This window comes from Actinomyces sp. 432 (assembly GCF_009930875.1).
Lineage (GTDB): Bacteria > Actinomycetota > Actinomycetes > Actinomycetales > Actinomycetaceae > Actinomyces.
In genome coordinates this window covers 1,602,209-1,619,766 of sequence record NZ_CP025249.1, presented here as the reverse complement: position 1 = coordinate 1,619,766, position 17,558 = coordinate 1,602,209, and the positions used below count along the sequence as shown (strand labels likewise).

The window sequence follows — 17,558 nt, the reverse complement described above, 5'->3', positions numbered from 1 at the left end:
GACCGGTCGAAGCGGCGCTATCCGCCTCGACCGGTCCCGGCACGCTGGTTAGCGGTGCGCGTCAGGCTGGACGCTGCTCGGGGGAGCGGGTCAGGGCCGGGTCGCGCTCGACGACGTCGCCCACAGCCGCATCGATTGCGGCCATCACGTCCTCACCCAGCTTCACACCGGAGGCCTTGACGTTCTCTACGAGCTGCTCCGGGCGCGAGGCTCCCACCAGCGCCGCGGAGATGAAGTCGTGCTGCAGTACCCAGGCGATGGCCAGCTGCGGCATGGACAGTCCGGCGTCGTCGGCAATCGGCTTCAGCTTCTGGACGGCGGTGAGCACGTCGTCGCGCATCCAGCGGCTGATCATCTGCTTGCCGCCCTTCTCGTCGGTGGCGCGCGAGCCGGCCGGCGGCTGCTGCCCGGGCAGGTACTTACCGGACAGGACTCCCTCGGCCATCGGCGACCAGACGATCTGGCCCATGCCGAGCTCGGTTGAGGTCGGCACTACCTTTTCCTCGATGACGCGCCACAGGGCGGAGTACTGCGGCTGGTTGGACACCAGGCGGAAGCCCATTTGGGTGGCGAGCTCCTGGCCGGCCCGGATCTGCTCGGCGGTCCACTCCGAGACGCCGATGTACAGGGCTTTGCCGGCGCGCACCACATCCGCGAAGGCCTGCATGGTCTCCTCCAGCGGGGTGGCGTAGTCGTAGCGGTGCGCCTGGTAGAGGTCGACGTAATCCATGCCCAGGCGCCGCAGCGAGCCGTCGATGCCCTCCATGATGTGCTTGCGGGACAGGCCTACGTCATTGGGGCCCTTGGGGCCGACGGGCCAGTAAACCTTGGTGAAGATCTCCAGGGACTCGCGGCGCTGCCCCTTCAACGCCTGGCCCAGCACCTCCTCTGCCACAGTATTGGCGTACACATCCGCGGTGTCGAAGCTGGTGATGCCCAGGTCGAGTGCGGTGCGCACGCATTCAATTGCGGTGTCCGCCTCCACCTGGGAGCCGTGGGTGATCCAGTTGCCGTAGGTGATTTCGGTGATCTTGAGTCCGGAATTGCCGAGATGACGGTATGCGACCATGGTCACAGCCTATCGCGCGAGAAGTAGTGTGGCACAACTATTGGTACGGCGAACACGCACTTTCCCGGTGCCGACGGCCGCAGCACATGTGTTGTGCCGCGACCGGTGCCCGGCCTCTACCAGTCCCGGCTGGGAGGGCGGGCCCGTCGGCTCAGTCGGGGTACTGCCTGCGGGCGACCTGGGGAGCGGGCTGGCGCCAGCGGCGCAGGTTGAAGCACCGGGAGAAGATGTACCAGAAGATCGTGCCCTGCTCCTGGACCTTGTCCCGGCCGAACTTCGCGTACAGGCGCCGTCGCAGCTGCCGCCAGCAGACCACCGCATCCCCGATCGCGATGAACAGGTACAGGTAGATCGCCAGCATGAAGTAGTAGCTGATCAGGGTCTGCTGGGAGGAGAAGCCTATGAACACGATCAGCAGCAACAGGGTCAGCGGCATGAACCACTCGCCCAGGCAGTAGCGGGCGTCAACGTAGTCGCGGATGTACCGCTTGATCGGACCCTTGTCACGCGGCGGCAGGTAGCGCTCGTCCCCGGTCTGCATGGCCTGGCGCTGCCGCTCCCAGGCCTCATCCTGCTTCGCGCGCGCCTCCCGCTTGGCGGCCTTGCGGTCAGCGGGCACGATCGGGTGCAGATTTCGTGCCTGCGCGTCCTTGCGCTTGGGGGTGGGGCGGCCCTTGCCGGACTTCTTAGCGGGTGCGGCCGGTGCGTCGGACGCACGGGCGTCGGCCCGGTCGCGTCTGCCGAAGGGCAGCTTCTCTAACAGACTCACGGGCAACAGGGTAGCGGCTGGAGCGCGCTACCCTGCAACTCATGATTACCGCCCGCGCCGTGCACACCGCCGTCCATGACTCCTTCGAGCGGGTCGTCGCCGACCTGACGGATCTGGTGGCCATCCCCTCAGTCTCCGCCGCTGGGCACGACCCGGCGCAGGTCAGACGCTCCGCCGACCACGTGGCTGCGCTGCTGAGCGACGCCGGAATGGAGGCGAACGTCCTTTCGGTCCAGGGTCCGCAGGGCCCCGGCCGCCCCGCCGTGCTTGCCCACCGGGAGGGGCCGAGCGGCTCCCCCCGGGTGCTGCTGTACGCCCACCACGACGTCCAGCCCGTGGGCAATCCCGATAAGTGGCGGCAAGCAGATCCCTTTGCCGCACAGCGGCGCGGTGAGCGGCTGTTCGGACGGGGCGCCGCCGATGACGGCGCCGGCGTGATCGCACATGTGCACGCGCTGAGGCTGCTGGCTGAGTTGAACAACGGCGAACTGCCCTGCTCGGTGACCGCGTTCATTGAGGGGGAGGAGGAGATCGGCTCTCCCTCCTTCGAGAACTTCCTGAGCACCTATCGGGAGCAGCTGGACGCGGACGTCATCGTGGTGGCCGACTCCTCCAACTGGCGGGTGGGGGTGCCGGCACTGACCACCTCTCTGCGCGGAGTGGTGCAAGTGGATGTGCACCTGGCCGTGCTTGATCATGCACTGCACTCCGGCCAGTATGGGGGGCCGGTGATCGACGCCGTCACCGCCATGTGCCGACTGATCGCCACCCTGCACGACGAGCACGGAGACGTCGCGGTCGATGGGCTGGTTTCTCGCCCCCTGGCTGCGCCCGGCTCCCCGGAGTACTCCGAGTCCGACTTCCGTGCCGACGCCGGCGTCCTGGACGGTGTGGCCCTGGTCGGCACCGGGGACCTGACCGCCCGGCTGTGGACCAAGCCCGCGCTGGCCGTCATCGGCATGGACGTGACTTCCCTGCCGGTGGCGGGCAATGTGCTGGCCCCCACCTGCACCGCGCGCCTGTCCCTGCGTATTGCTCCCGGTCAGGACCCGGCCGCCGCACTCGCGGCCCTGACGACCCACCTCCAGGCGCATGCCCCCTTTGGCGCGCGGGTCACCGTCAGTGCCGGGGAAATGGGCCCCGCCTTTGACGGCACCGCTGACACGCCTGCGGGGAGGGCCGCCCACTGGGCGCTCACCGAGGCCTTCGGTACGGAGGCGGTCAGCATCGGCCAGGGCGGCTCCATCCCGTTCATTGCCACCCTGAAGGAGACCTTCCCCCACGCGCAGGTCCTGGTGACCGGGATCGAGGACCCGGACACCCGCGCCCACAGCGAAGACGAGTCGATGCACCTGGGTGACCTGGAGCGCATCGTGGTGGCGGAGACGCTGCTGCTGGCCCGGCTTGGCGGCGTGATCTCGCCCGAGACGGACTCCTGAGGCAAGCCTCGGGAGCGACCCCCGGATACACCCACAGACACCCAGAGACACGGTGAGGACTAGCCCCATGCGAGTGCTCCTGGCGCCGGGCCCCATGTTTCCAGAGCCCGGTGGCGTTCCCCTGGTCGCGCCCGAGCTGGGCCTGGGCGCCGACGCCGTCGCGCAGGCGATAGCGGCGGGTTGGGCGCAGGCGCGGCCCGCCGACGCCCTGACCCTCCTGCCGCTGCCCGACGGCGGCCCGGGTACCGCTCAGTGCGTCACTGGGGAGCGGATAGCCTCCAGGCGTGTCCTGCACGCACCGGGGCCACTCGGGCAGGTCCGGGAGACCGACCTGGTGAGGCTGGCCACTCCAGAACCGGTGGATGGCCATCGCCGAAACGGTGCCACCTGGCTGCTTGACGCTGCCCGGCTGCTGGCCCTGCCTGCCGACCGCGAGCTGGCCGCGCGCGAGGCGCAGTCCGGGACGACGACGGGGCTCGGGCAGGTCCTGGCCGCGGCCTTGCGGCTTACGGAGCGCGGTGACACGCTCGTGGTGACACTAGCCGCAACCGCAGTGCACGACGGCGGGGCGGGAGCCCTTGAGGGCCTGGGCGGGGTGATGCGGGCCCGCGCTCTGATGGCGGGCCGGGAGCTGGTACTCGCCCTGGCCGATGACACACCGCTGGGAGGCGTCGGGGGTGCCGGCCAGGCACTGAGTGAGGTAAGCGCGATGAGCGGGCAAAGCGCACAGGAGCTGAACCTGAGCGCCTGTGCGGCCGCGGCGCGAATCGCTGAGCAGGCCGGCTCGCTGCGTGGCGGCCTGCTGCCGGTTGCGGGCGGCGGTGGGACAGACCTGTCGGTCACGGCTCGGGGCACTGGCGCTGGCGGGGGAGCGGCACTGGTCCTGCGTGCCCTTGGCGCGCGTGCACTGCCGGGTGCGCGGGTCATGTCACGGCTACTGGGGCTGGAGGAGGCGGTGGCCGGCCAGGATCTGGTTGTGACAGCAGCCGGAGAGCTATTCGACGTGCTTGCCGACTCTGTGGTTGCGGTGGTCGGTGGGGCGGCCGGAGACCTGGCACTGCCTACGGTGCTGGTCGCGGGCCGCCTGGCCGTGCCGCGCGGAGAGCTCGCGGAGGCGGGCGTGGTATCCGCATACCCCCTTCAGGCACCCGGCGTAGCTCAGCGGGAGGCCTGGAATGGCGGCGCCCCGTCCTCCCTGCGCGAGCGCCTGGCCGCCGTCGGCGAGCGGTTGGCCCGCACCTGGTCGCGTTGACGCACTCACACCGCCTGCCATATCGACCGACCTCGGTACGTAAGATCTACCGACCTCGGCACCTAAGATCGACCGACCTCGGCGAGGTGGGGATGGGTTGTGGGAGCTGGGTGAGGCCGGGTCAGGAGACCAGGTCAGGAGACCAGGTCAGGAGACCATGGTGTGCGGGGCCGGGGCCGTGGAGCCGCGCACGATCAGGTCGGGCTTGAACAGCAGCTCCGTGTCGGCCTGATGCTCGCCGGCGATCGCGGACAGCAGCGTGGTTACCGCCGCCCGGCAGATCGCGGCGACGGGCTGGCGCACGGTAGTCAGCGGGGGGTTCATCATGGGGATCAGGGGGGAGTCGTCGTAGCCGATGACGGACACGTCCTGCGGGACGCTCTTGCCTGCGGCGCGTACCCCGGAGATGACGCCGAGCGCCATGATGTCCGAGCCGCATATGATCCCGGTACAGTCCTGCTCCAGCAGTCTGCCGGCGGCGCTGGCACCTCCCTCGTAGGTGTACAGCGTCTCCACAATGCGCAGCGGCTGGTCGGGCAGGTTGGCGCGTATACCGTCCTCGTAGCCGGCGGTCTTGCGCTGTGCGGGCACCATCCGCCCGGGTCCGGTCGCCAGGCCGATGCGGGTGTGGCCCAGGCTGGCCAGGTGGTCTACCGCCATGCGGGCCGCGGCCCGATCGTCGGTGGCGAATCCGGGCACCTTAATGGTGGAGGCGTTGCCATTGACGGTTACCAGGGGCACACCGCGGTCCCGCAGCCGCTGGTAGCGGGTGACGTCGCCGCCGGTGTCGGAGTGGCGGCCGGACACAAAGATGATGCCGGCCACCCCCCGATCCACGAGCATCTCAATGTACTCGTCCTCGCTGGTGCCGCCCGGCGTCTGGGTGCACAGCAGCGGGGTGTGCCCGCTGGGGGCGAGCAGCTGCTCGATCTCCTGGGCGTACAGCGGGAAGATCGGGTTGGTTAGCTCGGGGACGATCAGCCCCACCAGCCCCTTTGAGGTCTGGCGGAGAGACTCCGGGCGCTCGTAGCCCAGCAGGTCGAGGGCGACCAGCACCTGACGTCGGGTCGCTTCGGCCACGTTCGACTTGCCGTTCAGGACACGGGACACGGTCGCCGTGGACACGCCCGCCTGCTCGGCGATGTCGGCGAGGGTGATGCGCTGTTGCACGATACCCATCCTAAGGGGAAACCAACTGATATTGCCGCCACCCGGCGGTACTCGGTACGGGTTGAGACGAGCCATGCATATCGCGCCTAGTGGGTGCAGACCTTTTCAGTGCGCGGAAGCGCCGGCCTCAGCACGACCACGGCCGATCCGGGCCCGGTGGGGCTCACGGTCAGGTGGCCGCCCGCATCGCCGAGCACGGATACGCCTACGCCATCCATCGAATACACCTCATCCACCGCTCCGGCCGGTAGGCAGGACAGCGGCAGGTCCACCGCGGCGGTGCCCGCCCGCGCAACTGCCACCAGCACGTCGCCGTCCGGATGAGTACGCAGCCATACCAGCAGGTCGTCGTCGGCGTGCACCCAACGCATACCCCCGCGTCGTAGCGCGGGCAGCTCCTGGCGCAGCCGTCCCAGGTGCCGGTAGCGTTCCAGGACGATGCGGTCCACCGGACCCCACGCCCCGGCCGGGCCGAGCTCGTCGGTGGCCTCGGCACCAGGCGGAGCGGCCCACGGCATGGTGGTGCGGGAGTGCTCTCCGGTGCGGCCCGTGGCTCCGAGCTCGTCTCCCGAGAACACGGTTGGCACCCCCGGTACGGTGAACAGGGCGGTTGCCGCCACCAGCTGTGCCTCCCGGGAGCCGACGACGGTGCGGATACGCGGCGTGTCGTGCGAGCCGAGCAAGTTCATCGAATGGGTTATGGATGTGGCCGGCATATGCGCGGTGTACTCACGCACCCCGCGGGCGACCGGTCCGCCCTTCAGGCGCGGGATGCCGGTGGGGATACCCAGCCAATTCAGGCCGTCGGCAGGATCGGGGGCGGCCAGCCAGGACCACAGTGGCCGGGTGAAGCCGTGGTAGTTCATCGTGCCTTGCCAGCCGGATCCGGTTAGATCACCGGAGGCGTCGTACCCGTGCTCGGCCACCAGCCACAGCTCGCGCCCGGTGTCCGCCTGCACCTGCCGCATGGTGGCGCGCATGTCCGTTGCTGCCTGGTGGGCCAGGTCCACCAGGCCGGCCCGGCCGGTCATATTTGCGACGTCCGTGCGCCAACCGTCGGCGTTGTACGGCGGGCGCAGCCAGCGTGCCGTCACCGATTCAGGACCCCGCACCAGCCGGTCGCGCATGGCCTGGCTGCGGTGGTCGAGCTTGGGCATCGACTCCACATTCATCCAGGTCGAGTACTGGTCGGGATAGTGGTCGAAGGAGTAGAAGCCGGCCTCGAGGGATTCGGCATCGGTGACGGCCCGCCGGAACCAGTCATGGGTGACACCCGTGTGGTTGGTGGTCAGGTCGAGCACCAGGCGCATGCCGCGTTCGTGCAGCGCCCGAGTCAGCCGGGCCAGTGCCGCGTCGCCGCCCAGGAGGTCATCCACGCGGTCGAAACTGGTGGAGTCGTATCGGTGCACGGATCCCGCCGGGAAGACCGGGGTCAGGTAGACAGTGTTGACGCCCAGGTCTTGTAAGTAGTCCAGGTGGTCGGCGATGCCGTCCAGATCTCCTCCGTACCAGGCTGCCGCGCTGGGATCTCCCGCCAGCGGGGGCTCGGCGAGCCACGCGTGGGGCTGCGCCCAGGCGGGAGCGGTGCGCTCATGCGGCGCGGTGTGGGCGCAGAAGCGGTCCGGGAAGATCTGATAGCACACGGCATCGAGCACCCAGTCGGGCGCGTCGTCGTCGGCCAGGACCCGGAAGTCCGTGGCGTCGGGAACGTCGTGGTCGGATAGGCCAGCGGCGTGGAACCAGACGTAGGGGTGGTCGGAGTCCGGCGTCAGCAGCAGGAACCGGTAGCGGTTGGTGGGGTTGACGAGCCGGACGGGTGCCTCCCACCAGGACCCGGCGTCGGTGCGGGCCACTAGCTGGGCGTTGGACAGGGCGGGCTCACCGTCGACTACCTGGCGCAGGATGATGCGCTCGGGGTCCCAGGGCGCGGGCACCCACAACCTGGCGGTGAGCTGGGCTCCGGGGCGGAGCGTACCCAGCAGATAGGCCGGCCCGGTGTCGTGGTGCGGCTGACTCAAATAGTGCGTGGTGTTCGGACAGGTCATCGATCAGTTCTTGGATTGTTCCTCACGGGCGTAGCGGGTCAGCCCTTGACAGCTCCGGCGGTCGCACCGCCGACGATGTACTTCTGCAGGTACTGGAACAGGGCGATCACCGGCACCATGGTCATGACCGAGCCGGCGGCGAAGATGCCGAGGTTGTTAGAGCGGTCGCCGGAGAGCATGCCGTACAGGCCGACGGCGAGGGTCTTCTTGGAGTTGTCGGTCAGGAAGATCGAGCCCAGCAGGAACTCGGAGATGATGCCGACGAAGGCCAGCAGGAAGGTGGTTGCCAGGATCGGCTTCAAGGAGGGCAGCAGAATCCGGTAGAAGACCTGCCAGTGGGTGCAGCCGTCGAGGATGGCGGCCTCGTCGAGCTCCTTGGGAATCGTGTCGAAGGTGCCCTTGATCAGCCATACCTGGCCCAGGGCGCCGCCCATGAGCGCCAGGCAGTAGCCCAGCAGTGTGTTCAAGCCGATGGCGGGCAGCACGTCCCCGATGCCGGAGATCATGTTGTAGATGGCGATCATCGACAGCGTGGTGGGGAACATCATGATCAGCAGCAGGGCCAGCAGGCCGCCGCGGCGCCCCTTGAAGCGGAAGCGGCTGAAGGCGTAAGCGGCCAGCACGGAGAAGAAGATCTGCGCTGCGGCCACGACCGCGCACACGATCATGGTGTTCAGGTACCAGCGCGTGAACGGGCCCTTGTCGCCGCTGAGCAGCGTCTGGTAGTTGATCAGGCTGACCCGGGTGGGAATCAGCGAGGTGGAGGCCACGGTCCCCAGGGGGTTCAGGGATGCGGAGATGACGTACAGGATCGGGAAGGCGGCGAATACGAGCGCCAGCACGCCGACGACGTGACGCCAGCCGATCTCCCGGAACCACCGGCCGAAAGGCATCCGGTTCTGTTTCGGCTCCGCTTCCGGGGAAGCGGCGGAACGGGAGGCCGCGCGAGTAGCAGCGGTTTTCGCATCAGTCATTTTCAATCAGTCCCTTCCGGCGCGCTCAGTTGATGTCCTCGAGGCGGCGGGTTGCAGTGAATTGCGCCGCGGCCAGGACGCCGGTGATGACGAACAGGATGACGGAGACGGCCGAGGCGAAGCCGTAGTCGGCCCCCGACCCGCCGAAGGCTATGCGGTAGACCATCGAGATGAGGATGTCCGTACCGCCGCGTGTGTACTCGCCGGCGGCGAAGGGACCGCCCTCGGTGAGCAGCTGGATGGCGTTGAAGTTGTTGAAGTTGAAGGCGAAGGTGCTCACCAGCAGGGGCGCCACCGAGACCAGCAGCAGTGGGGTAATCACCCGGGTGGTCGTCTGCCAGCCGGAGGCCCCGTCAATGCGGGCCGCCTCCTTCAGGTCATCGGGGATTGACTGCAGCGCGCCGGTGCAGACGATGAACATGTAGGGGAAGCCCATCCACAAGTTGGTCAGCAGCACCGCGACCTTCGCCCAGTTCGGGTCTCCCAGCCAGTTGATGTGCAGGTTCAGCATCTCGTTGATGAGGCCGAAGTCGCGGTTGTAGAAGTTGGACCAGATCAGCAGTGAGATGAAGCCGGGCACTGCGTACGGAAGCAGCAGGAAGGAGCGGTACAGCTTCTTGCCGCGGATGCGGTCGTCATTGAGGGTGAGTGCCAGGAAGTAGCCGAGCAGGAAGGTCAGCAGCATGGAGCCGCCGGCGAAGATCAGGGTCCAGGCGAAGGCGCCGCCCAGCTGCTTGAGCAGGCTCTGGTTGCCGAAGAGCCGCTGGAAGTTGGCCAGGCCGATGTTCTGCTTCCAGGACTGGGCGAGCTTGTCGCCGTTGGCGTTGACGAAATAGTCGGAGTTGCCGATCTTCTGCACCGTGTAGACGTCGCCCGTTTGGACATTCGTGATCGAGTCGGCCTCTTCGTCGTACACCATCGTCTTGGTGCCTTCGAAGGCCGAACGCACGCCCTGAACCTTGATGGCGCTGGTGTCGGATACCGACAGGGTCAGGTTGGAGATGGTGTCGTAGGCGGTGTTGATCTGCTTGCCGGTCAGGATGGTGTAGCCGTCGGCGGCGGTGACGAAGCCATCCGTGACCGTCAGGTCCACGCCGCTGGCGGGCTGGACCGTCTCGCCGTCGGCCCCGTAAAGCACCTCGTCGGTTTCGGTGTCCACCAGGAACAGGGTGAAGGGGCCCTCCTCGGCACTACCGGTGGTGGCCACCGACAGGTTGTACAGCGGGGAGTCGGCGGCCTGGATGACGGAGTTGTTGGTGATGGTGGTGATGGCGTCCTCCTTCGTGCCGCGGAATCCGTCACCGAAGTTTGTGAAGGCGGTCTGGATCGTCATCACGATCGGGACGATCAGGAAGACCGCCAGGAAGAAGGTGCCGGGGAAGAAATACTTGCCCGGGATGAACCGGTGGGTGGAGTACAGCATGAAGATGGCGATGGTGGCTGCCACCACGATGAACAGCCATAGCCACATCTGGGAGGCGATGAGCAGCGGTACCAGGTAGGCGGCTAGGGCCAGGGCGGCGCCGAGGACGAGCACCCGCCCGAGCACGGAGCGGATTGTCGTGGTCCGCTCTCGCGTCGTGCGACGGGAGGATTCGGGGTCATCCGCGCCTGCAGCGGCGCTGTGGGCGCCGCGTTTGTGGGCGGTTGTGGACGTCATCGTCGAAGGACCTTTCACAATGCTGAAAGAGGCTGAAAAGATAAGACAGGCGTAAGCAGTAATGAAGATGGGCGAAACGGGCAGGGCGAGGGGACGACCGCCTGGGGCGGTCGGTGCAGGCCAGGGGCTGTCGGTCGCTTACGGGCGACGGCCGGGATACCCGGTCATGGTGAGGGCCGGCGGCCTCGCCGCCGGCCCTCGACCGCGGTTTACAGTCCGAGCGTGGAACGGATCTCGTCTCCGGCGCTGGTCATGGTGGACTCGGGCTCCGAACCATCGACGATGTTGGCCTCGGCCATGCCCAGCGGGCCCCAGACGGCGGACATCTCGGGGATGGCCGGCATCGGATCGGCGTTCTCCGCGAAGTCCATGAACTTGACCATGTTGGCGTCGCTCGACTCCAGCTTGCTGGCCAGGTCCTCCTGGACCGGCGGCAGCGGGTTGATCGCGTACATGGCCTCGGCGATGGTGGAGTCCCTGGCGACGTCGGCCACGAAGGTCTGTGCGAAGGCCTTGTTGGCGCCGGCGGCGGCCACGTAGAAGGCATTGACACCGGCGAAGGGACGGGCGTCGTCCATGCCCTCGAAGCCGGGGATCTTGGACAGCTCGAAGTTGATGCCGGCGGTGTTGATGTCGCCCAGTGCCCAGGGGCCGGAAATCAGGTAGGCGGCCTTGCCCTCGGTGAACAGGGAGATGGCGTTGTCACTGGTGACGGAGGTGGTGAGCACGCCCTGCTCGCCCAGCCCGCCGATCTTCTCAGCGGCGGCGATGGAGCCCTCGCCGCCGACGCCGACGTCGGTGGCGTCCAGGGAGCCGTCGCTCTTGGTGCCGAACAGGTAGCCGCCGCCGGAGGTGTACAGCGGCTCCATGTGATAAGCATCGCCGGCCTCGCCCACGGGCAGGGAGAGCACCACGTCGGCGCCGGAGGTCTGTCCGGCCTCGACGAGCTCCTCGATGGTGGCGGGCTCGGTGACGTCGGTGAGGTCCTTATTGACGAACAGGCCCAGCGTCTCCACGCAGTACGGCACGCCGTAGTACTGCCCGTCGTAGGTCACGGCGTCCAGCGCGACCTGGCTGTAGTTGGACTCGGCGGCGGAGTCGAGGGTAATGGGGAGATGGCGCCATTCTGGACCAGGTTGCCGATCCAGTCGTGTGCTGCCACGATCATGTCCGGGCCGTTGCCGGCCGAGTTGGCGGCGATGAAGTTGGATTGCAATTCGTCGTTGGCGACTGTTTGCACCGCCACGGTGATGTCCTGTTCGTCGCCCCACTTCTGGGCGATGTCCTTGAGCGCGCCCGCCTTGACCTCGTCGGTCCAGATGACCAGGTCGGCGTTGGCGTCGCGGACGACCTGCTCGTCGGTGGACTCCGCGGTCGCCCCGTCCGGGGCGTCCGAGGCCGTGGCCGTGGAGGCGTCGTTGGAGCCACAAGCGGCAGCGGCGGCCAGGGTGGTGGCGATGGCGGTCATAGAGAGGAACGACCGGCGATTGAGGGACACCGTGATTCTCCTTCGAACCTGAATGGAGTTGATGGGATGACGCGCAAAAATGTAACGCATCACTGCAAGTCTTGCAAGAAGGAGGGGGGAGTCCTGAAAGGTTGTTGCAAAAAAGTGCCCTAAGCAACAGTCTCGGCGGCAGCCCAGACCGTGATTGTGGGTGGAACCACCAGACTGCCGCTCTCCTGCTCTAGCGGCCCGGAGGACAGCAGGACCTCGGCGTGCTCCGGAAGGATGATCGGCCGCTGCGAGGTGTTGACCAGAACGAGCACGTCCCGGGCCAGCACGGCCAGCACATCACGGGGGCACCAGTCCAGGCCCTTTACGAATGCGAAGGGGGCACCGGCCAGATGGTGCTCGTGACGCACATACGTGGCGTGACGCACGGTTGCCAGCGGCGAGCCGAACTGAGACCCCTGCGCCGCGGCGCGCTCGCCCACGATTCTCGCCAGCTCCAGCGGATCCGCGGGCTTATCGGCATCCAGCAGCCCGACCTCGTCGCCCTGGCGGAGGTACACGGTGCCGGGCAGCGCCAGCACAAGAGCCTGCAGGGCCAGCGCGCGCCGGTACACCTCCTGCGCGGAGGCGGTCTCGAACCAGGCGCGACCTCCTCCCGGGGTGGCGCCGTGCTCCAGCCAGTAGCCGGGCAGGTAGCGCCAAGCCGGGGGAGCGCCGAAGCGGTCGTGCTCAGCAAGCGACTGGGTCAGGGCCCGGGTGAGGGACTCCGGATCCCAGCTTGCGAGCGTGAGGCGGTCGTCGCGCAGGTGGTGCAGCCAGTCGTCCTGCAGGTGATGGCGCAGCGCATCGGGGTAGCTGGCCGACACGTCCGCGCCCAGCATGCCCTCCGGGACGTACTCGGCCAGCAGGGACTGCATCTGCGAGAAGTACTGGCTCAGGCTCTTCAGGTCCGACTGATCCCACAGATCGGGCGGGATGATAATGCCCAAGTCGACGCCGTCCGCGCCGGCAGCGAGGAAGCTCTCCGCGCGCTCGACCAGGCCCTCGTGGTCCCGCTCCTGGCCCATGACGATCGGATTGTCCTGGCCTGCGATACCGCAAGTGACCGGGCGCAGGGCGCCCGAGATTCGCACAATGACGCGCAGGCCCAGCTCGTGCGCGCGCTGGGCGAGGTTTTGGAATGCCGCCAGGTCAGTGCTCACGTCCAGCTGTGAGGGGCGCAGCAGGATGACGCCGAAGCCCAGGCCGACGACGTGCTCGAAGATGCCGCACACTCCGTCCAGGGCTTCCGCCCCCAGCTCGGGAGACGGGATCTCGTAGACGAGCCTGTCGCGCCACCACTGGCCCGGGCCGGTGTATGCGCGGTGGACGAGCGTCGTCGTGGTGGTCACGGCAACCGGCTCCCTTCCGCCGGGATCTACCCGGTCCTCGGACCTCACCGAACCTGCGCTTGGCCTGGGGCCCGACCCGGTGACGAGACAATCCTGCTAACCCGTTGGGCTAGAGCGTGACTCATAGTAACCCGCGCTCAGGGTCGCTGCTGCCACGTGCTGCGATACGTTGGACTCATGTCCATCTCACATCAGCATTCTCCTGCCGCTCCCGCACCCGGGGCGGGCGGCGCTATGGGCGAGGGAACCGGCGACCTGGTCGGCTACGGGGCCGCTGATGTGGCGCGGTTCGTGCCCGAGCCGGCCAAGAACCCCCAGCGCACTCCCTTCGAGCGTGACCGCGCCAGAGTGCTGCACTCCTCCGCGCTGCGGCGGCTGGGAGCAAAGACCCAGGTGCTGGGTCCGTCAGCGGACGACTTCGTGCGTACCCGCCTGACCCACTCCCTGGAGGTGGCGCAGGTGGGACGGGCACTCGGCCAGGCGCTGGGCTGCGATCCCGACGTCGTGGACGCGGCCTGCCTGTCACACGACCTGGGGCACCCACCCTACGGGCACAACGGTGAGCAGGCCCTGAACGTGGTGGCGCAGTCCATCGGCGGCTTCGAGGGCAACGCCCAGACATTCCGCATCCTCACCCGGCTGGAGCCCAAGACCCTGGGTGCGGGCGGGCGGGGCGTGGGCATGAACCTCACTCGCGCCAGCCTGGACGCCGTCGCGAAGTATCCCTGGGCGAAGGGCGAGGGCCCGGGTGGCCCAGACGGCCGGTCCGCGGTCAAGTACTGCTGCTACGCGGAGGATCGGGAGATCTTCGCGTGGATGCGCGCCGGTGCGCCGGCTCACCGGCGCTGCCTGGAGGCGCAGATCATGGACTTCTCCGACGACGTCGGCTACTCGGTCCACGACGTGGAGGACGCCATCGCCCTGTTCAAAATGGATCCTGCCCGGCTCGTCGACGACGACGAGGTAGCCACGGTGATAGAGGCCACCCGCTCCTGGTACGGCGGGGGCGTAAGCGCCGACGCCCTGGGTGCCGCCTGGGAGCGGCTGGCCGCGCAGGCGTTCTGGATCCGCGCCTACACCGGGGCGCTGGCGGATGCGGCGCAGCTGAAGAATCTCACCAGCGAGCTGATCGGGCGCTTCGTATCGGCCGTGGCCGGCGCTACCCGGGAGGTATTCGGAGAGGGGCCCCTGACCCGCTACGACGCCGACCTGGTGATCCCCGAAGAGACCGCAGCCGAGATCCTGGTTCTCAAGGGTGCTGCGGTGCGTTACGTAATGGCGCCCCGCGAGCACGAACCCGTCTACCTGCGCCAGCGCACCGAGCTGTTCGATCTCGCCGACGCCCTGCTTGAAAGCAAGGGCGCCCACCTGGAGCCCGTATTCGCCGCGGCCTGGAAGGAGGCCGACGACGACGCCGGACGGCTTCGGGCCGTTGTGGACCAGATCGCCTCCCTGACCGACACCTCGGCACAGGCCTGGCACGCCCGTCTTTGCGGGCTGCTGTCCGCCGTATGAAAGCGGTACCCGGACAGCGTCCCGGATGCGGCACGCCGCACACCGGGTCGGCCGCACCGGAGTCCGCGGCCGCCACTGGGGGACGGGCCCGGCGGCGGGTCGGCTCGGGGCGGCCCGCGCCGCCCGGTACAGCGCGTCGATAGCCGTCAGTCCCCTCCCCTAGGATGGGGTCATGGCGGGTCTGATCAAGCGCGAGGACATCGATGCGGTGCGCGAGCGCGCCAGGATCGAGGACGTCGTCGGCGAGCACGTCACGCTCAAGAGCGGGGGAGTGGGCTCTCTCAAGGGGCTGTGTCCCTTCCATGACGAGCGCACTCCATCTTTCAACGTGCGCCCGCAGCTTGGCCTGTGGCACTGTTTCGGCTGCGGTGAGGGCGGGGACGTGATCGACTTCGTGCAGAAGATCAACCACCTGTCCTTCACAGAGGCGGTGGAGTACCTGGCCGGCCGCGTGGGGGTGCAGCTTCGCTACGAGGAGGGCGGGACCGTCAAGCGCGGCGTCGAGCCCGGCACCCGTCAGCGGCTGCTGGAGGCCAACCGCTTGGCCGAGGCCTGGTTCCAGGAGCAACTGGCCACCCCCGCCGCCCAGGTGGGCCGCGACTTCCTGACCGGACGGGGATTCGACCGCAATGCCGCCGCCCACTTCGGGGTGGGCTACGCCCCGGACGGTTGGGACAACCTTGCCAATATGCTCCGCTCGCACGGTTTCACCGAGCGTGAGCTGGTCGAGTCCGGGCTGTGTGGGCGCGGCAATTCCGGGCGCATCTACGATCGGTTCCGGGACCGGCTGATATGGCCGATTCACGACGTTACCGGCGCGCCGGTCGGCTTCGGCGGGCGGCGGCTGTCAGATGCGGACAAAACCGTCCCCAAATACCTCAACACCCCGGAGACCGCGATCTACCACAAGGGGCAGGTCCTGTACGGGCTGGACCTGGCCAAGAGCGAAATCGCCCGCGCCCACCAGATCGTGGTGGTCGAGGGATACACGGACGTGATGGCCGCGCACCTGTCCGGGGTGCCCACGGCGGTGGCCACCTGCGGCACTGCCTTCGGGCCGGACCACGTGCGCATCGTGCGCCGCCTGCTGGGGGATGCTGCCGATCCCTCCGCCGGGGTTATCGCCGGCAACCGGGCCCGCGGCGGTGAGATCATCTTCACCTTTGACGGCGACGTCGCCGGCCAGAAGGCGGCCCTGCGCGCCTACGGGGAGGACCAGCACTTTGCCGCCCAGACCTTCGTGGCCGTAGAGCCGCGGGGTCTGGACCCCTGCGACCTGCGCATGGAGGAGGGGCCGGACGCCATCCCGCGACTGCTCGGGCGGCGCGTGCCGCTGTTCGAGTTCGTGATCCGCGCCTCCCTGGCAAACCTGAACCTCGACACCGCCGAGGGGCGCGTGCAGGGCCTGCGCTCTGCCGCGCCCGTGGTGGCCGGAATCCGGGACCGGGCATTGAAGCGCGAGTACACGCGCCGATTAGCGGGCTGGCTGGGCCTGCCGGAGTCCGAGGCCGTGGGCGCGGTGCGCGCCAGTGAACGCCGGGGGATGCGGCCGGGTGTCCCGGCCGACGGCGCCGCGGGAGAGTACGGTCCGGGAGACGACTCCCTCACCGCGCCTACCGCCGAGCGGCCCGGACTGCCCCCGGTGACCGACCCGGTGGAGAAACTGGAGCGGCGCGCCTTGGAGGTCATCGTCCAGATGCCGCAGATCGCGGCGCGCGTAGGGGCGGACGACATCAACGCGGTGGCCTTCTCCGTACCGGTGCACCGTGCCGTATTCGAGGCGATCGAGGCCGCCGGCGGGGCCACCGAGGTCGATGGTCTGGTGCAGCAGGCGCAAGCGGCAGGGCTCGCGGCGGCGGAGGCGGTCAAGCGAGCCACCACCCGCTGGCTTGAGCAGGTTCGTGCCGGCGCCATCGGGCCGGTTGCCGCAGCGGTGACTGAGCTCGCCGTCGCACCGCTACCGCTGCCGGCTCCACGCGGCAACCGGGAGTCCGAGCCGGATTCGGAGGCGCTCGAGCGCTACGCCGCGGGCATACTGTCCTCCCTGGCGCGCACGGGAATCAATCGGCGGCTGACGCAGCTGCGCTCGCGGCAGCGGCGCATGGATCCGAATGATGCCGGGTACCGGGAGCTGTTTGAGGAGATCGTGGGCCTGGAGAACCGGCGTATGCAGATGGCCCGACAGGGCTGAGCGCTGGAGCTCGCAAGGTGCTGCGCGCAGCAGCTGGGTGACGGGCTCCAGCGCCGCCCGCGGCTGCCGACGCCGCGAGTGATCCGGGACGATCCGGCTCACAGACCGCGTTCGCGCAGCTCCCGCATCGCCTTCGCCCGGTTCTTGCGAGACAGGCGGTCCAGGTAGAGGTGGCCGTCGAGGTGGTCGCACTCGTGCTGGATGCAGCGTCCCATGAGCTCCTCGCCCTCGACCACCACTTTCTTGCCGTCCAGGTCGATGCCCTCGGCACGGGCGTACCAGGCACGCTCGGTCGGGTACCACAGGCCGGGAACAGACAGGCAGCCCTCCTCGCCGTCTTGGAACTCGTCCTCCGAGAGCTCCACGATCTGCGGATTGAGGATGTAGCCGATTTCACCGTCGATATTCCAGGAGAAGGCGCGCAGGCTAACGCCGATCTGGTTGGCGGCCAGGCCCGCCCGGCCGTCCTCGTCGACGGTCTCCAGCAGGTCCTCCACCAGTGACTTGATGGAATCGTCAATGTCGGTGATCGGGTCGCATACGGTGCGCAGCACTGGGTCGCCGATAATGCGGATGTCGCGATAAGCCATGCGCCCATCTTCGCACGTCCTGTGCCTTGCCCCGCGC

The 17,558-nt window shown here is 68.4% G+C and carries 14 protein-coding genes; 4 read left to right on the top strand and 10 right to left on the bottom strand.

Annotated features, from left to right (window positions below; translation table 11 throughout):
* Positions 1–61: 61 nt before the first annotated feature.
* Together CWT12_RS06735 and CWT12_RS06730 are read right to left on the bottom strand one after the other, a co-directional pair.
* Entirely contained in the window at positions 62–1,069 is a 1,008-nt protein-coding gene (locus CWT12_RS06735; RefSeq protein ID WP_161924203.1) for an aldo/keto reductase family protein, read from the bottom strand.
* 151 nt (positions 1,070–1,220) lie between these two features.
* Positions 1,221–1,832 (bottom strand): DUF3043 domain-containing protein, encoded by a 612-nt coding sequence (locus tag CWT12_RS06730; RefSeq protein ID WP_374939139.1) that lies wholly within the window; start codon positions 1,830–1,832, stop codon positions 1,221–1,223.
* A 47-nt stretch (positions 1,833–1,879) separates the two neighbouring features.
* Between CWT12_RS06730 and CWT12_RS06725 the strand changes: the two genes are divergently transcribed.
* Both CWT12_RS06725 and CWT12_RS06720 read left to right on the top strand, forming a co-directional pair.
* The gene (locus tag CWT12_RS06725; RefSeq protein ID WP_161924202.1) at positions 1,880–3,277 is read left to right on the top strand and encodes a M20/M25/M40 family metallo-hydrolase; all 1,398 of its coding nucleotides are present in this window, start codon (positions 1,880–1,882) and stop codon (positions 3,275–3,277) included.
* 67 nt (positions 3,278–3,344) lie between these two features.
* Entirely contained in the window at positions 3,345–4,529 is a 1,185-nt protein-coding gene (locus tag CWT12_RS06720; protein ID WP_161924201.1) for a glycerate kinase, read from the top strand.
* 147 nt (positions 4,530–4,676) lie between these two features.
* Here CWT12_RS06720 and CWT12_RS06715 read toward each other — a convergent pair whose 3' ends face one another.
* From CWT12_RS06715 to CWT12_RS06690, 7 genes are all read right to left on the bottom strand, one after another.
* Positions 4,677–5,699 (bottom strand): LacI family DNA-binding transcriptional regulator, encoded by a 1,023-nt coding sequence (locus CWT12_RS06715; protein WP_161924200.1) that lies wholly within the window; start codon positions 5,697–5,699, stop codon positions 4,677–4,679.
* A gap of 86 nt (positions 5,700–5,785) precedes the next feature.
* Positions 5,786–7,744, bottom strand: a complete 1,959-nt coding sequence (locus CWT12_RS06710; protein WP_161924199.1) for an alpha-amylase family glycosyl hydrolase — start codon at positions 7,742–7,744, stop codon at positions 5,786–5,788.
* A 38-nt stretch (positions 7,745–7,782) separates the two neighbouring features.
* Complete coding sequence (locus CWT12_RS06705) at positions 7,783–8,637, bottom strand: sugar ABC transporter permease (RefSeq protein ID WP_237564065.1); 855 nt, start codon at positions 8,635–8,637, stop codon at positions 7,783–7,785.
* Between the two features lie 106 nt (positions 8,638–8,743).
* Positions 8,744–10,378: an ABC transporter permease subunit gene (locus CWT12_RS06700; RefSeq protein ID WP_161924197.1), complete on the bottom strand. Its 1,635-nt coding sequence runs from the start codon at positions 10,376–10,378 to the stop codon at positions 8,744–8,746.
* Positions 10,379–10,587: 209 nt separating this feature from the next.
* Positions 10,588–11,433 (bottom strand): sugar ABC transporter substrate-binding protein, encoded by an 846-nt coding sequence (locus CWT12_RS06695; RefSeq protein ID WP_272927743.1) that lies wholly within the window; start codon positions 11,431–11,433, stop codon positions 10,588–10,590.
* Positions 11,430–11,876 (bottom strand): extracellular solute-binding protein, encoded by a 447-nt coding sequence (locus tag CWT12_RS14350; protein WP_272927742.1) that lies wholly within the window; start codon positions 11,874–11,876, stop codon positions 11,430–11,432. Before CWT12_RS14350 ends, CWT12_RS06695 begins: the two co-directional genes overlap by 4 nt.
* A gap of 119 nt (positions 11,877–11,995) precedes the next feature.
* On the bottom strand, positions 11,996–13,225 hold the full coding sequence (locus CWT12_RS06690) for a glycosidase (protein WP_161924196.1): 1,230 nt from the start codon (positions 13,223–13,225) through the stop codon (positions 11,996–11,998).
* A gap of 234 nt (positions 13,226–13,459) precedes the next feature.
* On the opposite strand from CWT12_RS06690, the gene CWT12_RS06685 reads away from it, so the two are divergent.
* A complete protein-coding gene (locus tag CWT12_RS06685) occupies positions 13,460–14,740 on the top strand; it encodes a deoxyguanosinetriphosphate triphosphohydrolase (protein ID WP_202616327.1) in 1,281 nt (426 codons plus the stop codon).
* Between the two features lie 172 nt (positions 14,741–14,912).
* On the top strand, positions 14,913–16,931 hold the full coding sequence (gene dnaG, locus CWT12_RS06680) for a DNA primase (protein WP_161924194.1): 2,019 nt from the start codon (positions 14,913–14,915) through the stop codon (positions 16,929–16,931).
* A 98-nt stretch (positions 16,932–17,029) separates the two neighbouring features.
* Here the strand turns inward: dnaG and def are convergent, their stop codons facing one another.
* Positions 17,030–17,521, bottom strand: coding sequence for a peptide deformylase (gene def, locus CWT12_RS06675; protein WP_161924193.1), 492 nt, complete (start codon positions 17,519–17,521; stop codon positions 17,030–17,032).
* Positions 17,522–17,558: the final 37 nt, after the last annotated feature.

Coding starts and splice junctions, on each gene's coding strand:
- CWT12_RS06725 (WP_161924202.1), top strand. CDS start 1,880: ATGATTACCGCCCGCGCCGTGCACACCGCCGTCCATGACTCCTTCGAG.
- CWT12_RS06710 (WP_161924199.1), bottom strand. CDS start 7,744: ATGACCTGTCCGAACACCACGCACTATTTGAGTCAGCCGCACCACGAC.
- CWT12_RS06720 (WP_161924201.1), top strand. CDS start 3,345: ATGCGAGTGCTCCTGGCGCCGGGCCCCATGTTTCCAGAGCCCGGTGGC.
- def (WP_161924193.1), bottom strand. CDS start 17,521: ATGGCTTATCGCGACATCCGCATTATCGGCGACCCAGTGCTGCGCACC.
- CWT12_RS06685 (WP_202616327.1), top strand. CDS start 13,460: ATGGGCGAGGGAACCGGCGACCTGGTCGGCTACGGGGCCGCTGATGTG.
- CWT12_RS06705 (WP_237564065.1), bottom strand. CDS start 8,637: ATGCCTTTCGGCCGGTGGTTCCGGGAGATCGGCTGGCGTCACGTCGTC.
- CWT12_RS06735 (WP_161924203.1), bottom strand. CDS start 1,069: ATGGTCGCATACCGTCATCTCGGCAATTCCGGACTCAAGATCACCGAA.
- dnaG (WP_161924194.1), top strand. CDS start 14,913: ATGGCGGGTCTGATCAAGCGCGAGGACATCGATGCGGTGCGCGAGCGC.
- CWT12_RS06700 (WP_161924197.1), bottom strand. CDS start 10,378: ATGACGTCCACAACCGCCCACAAACGCGGCGCCCACAGCGCCGCTGCA.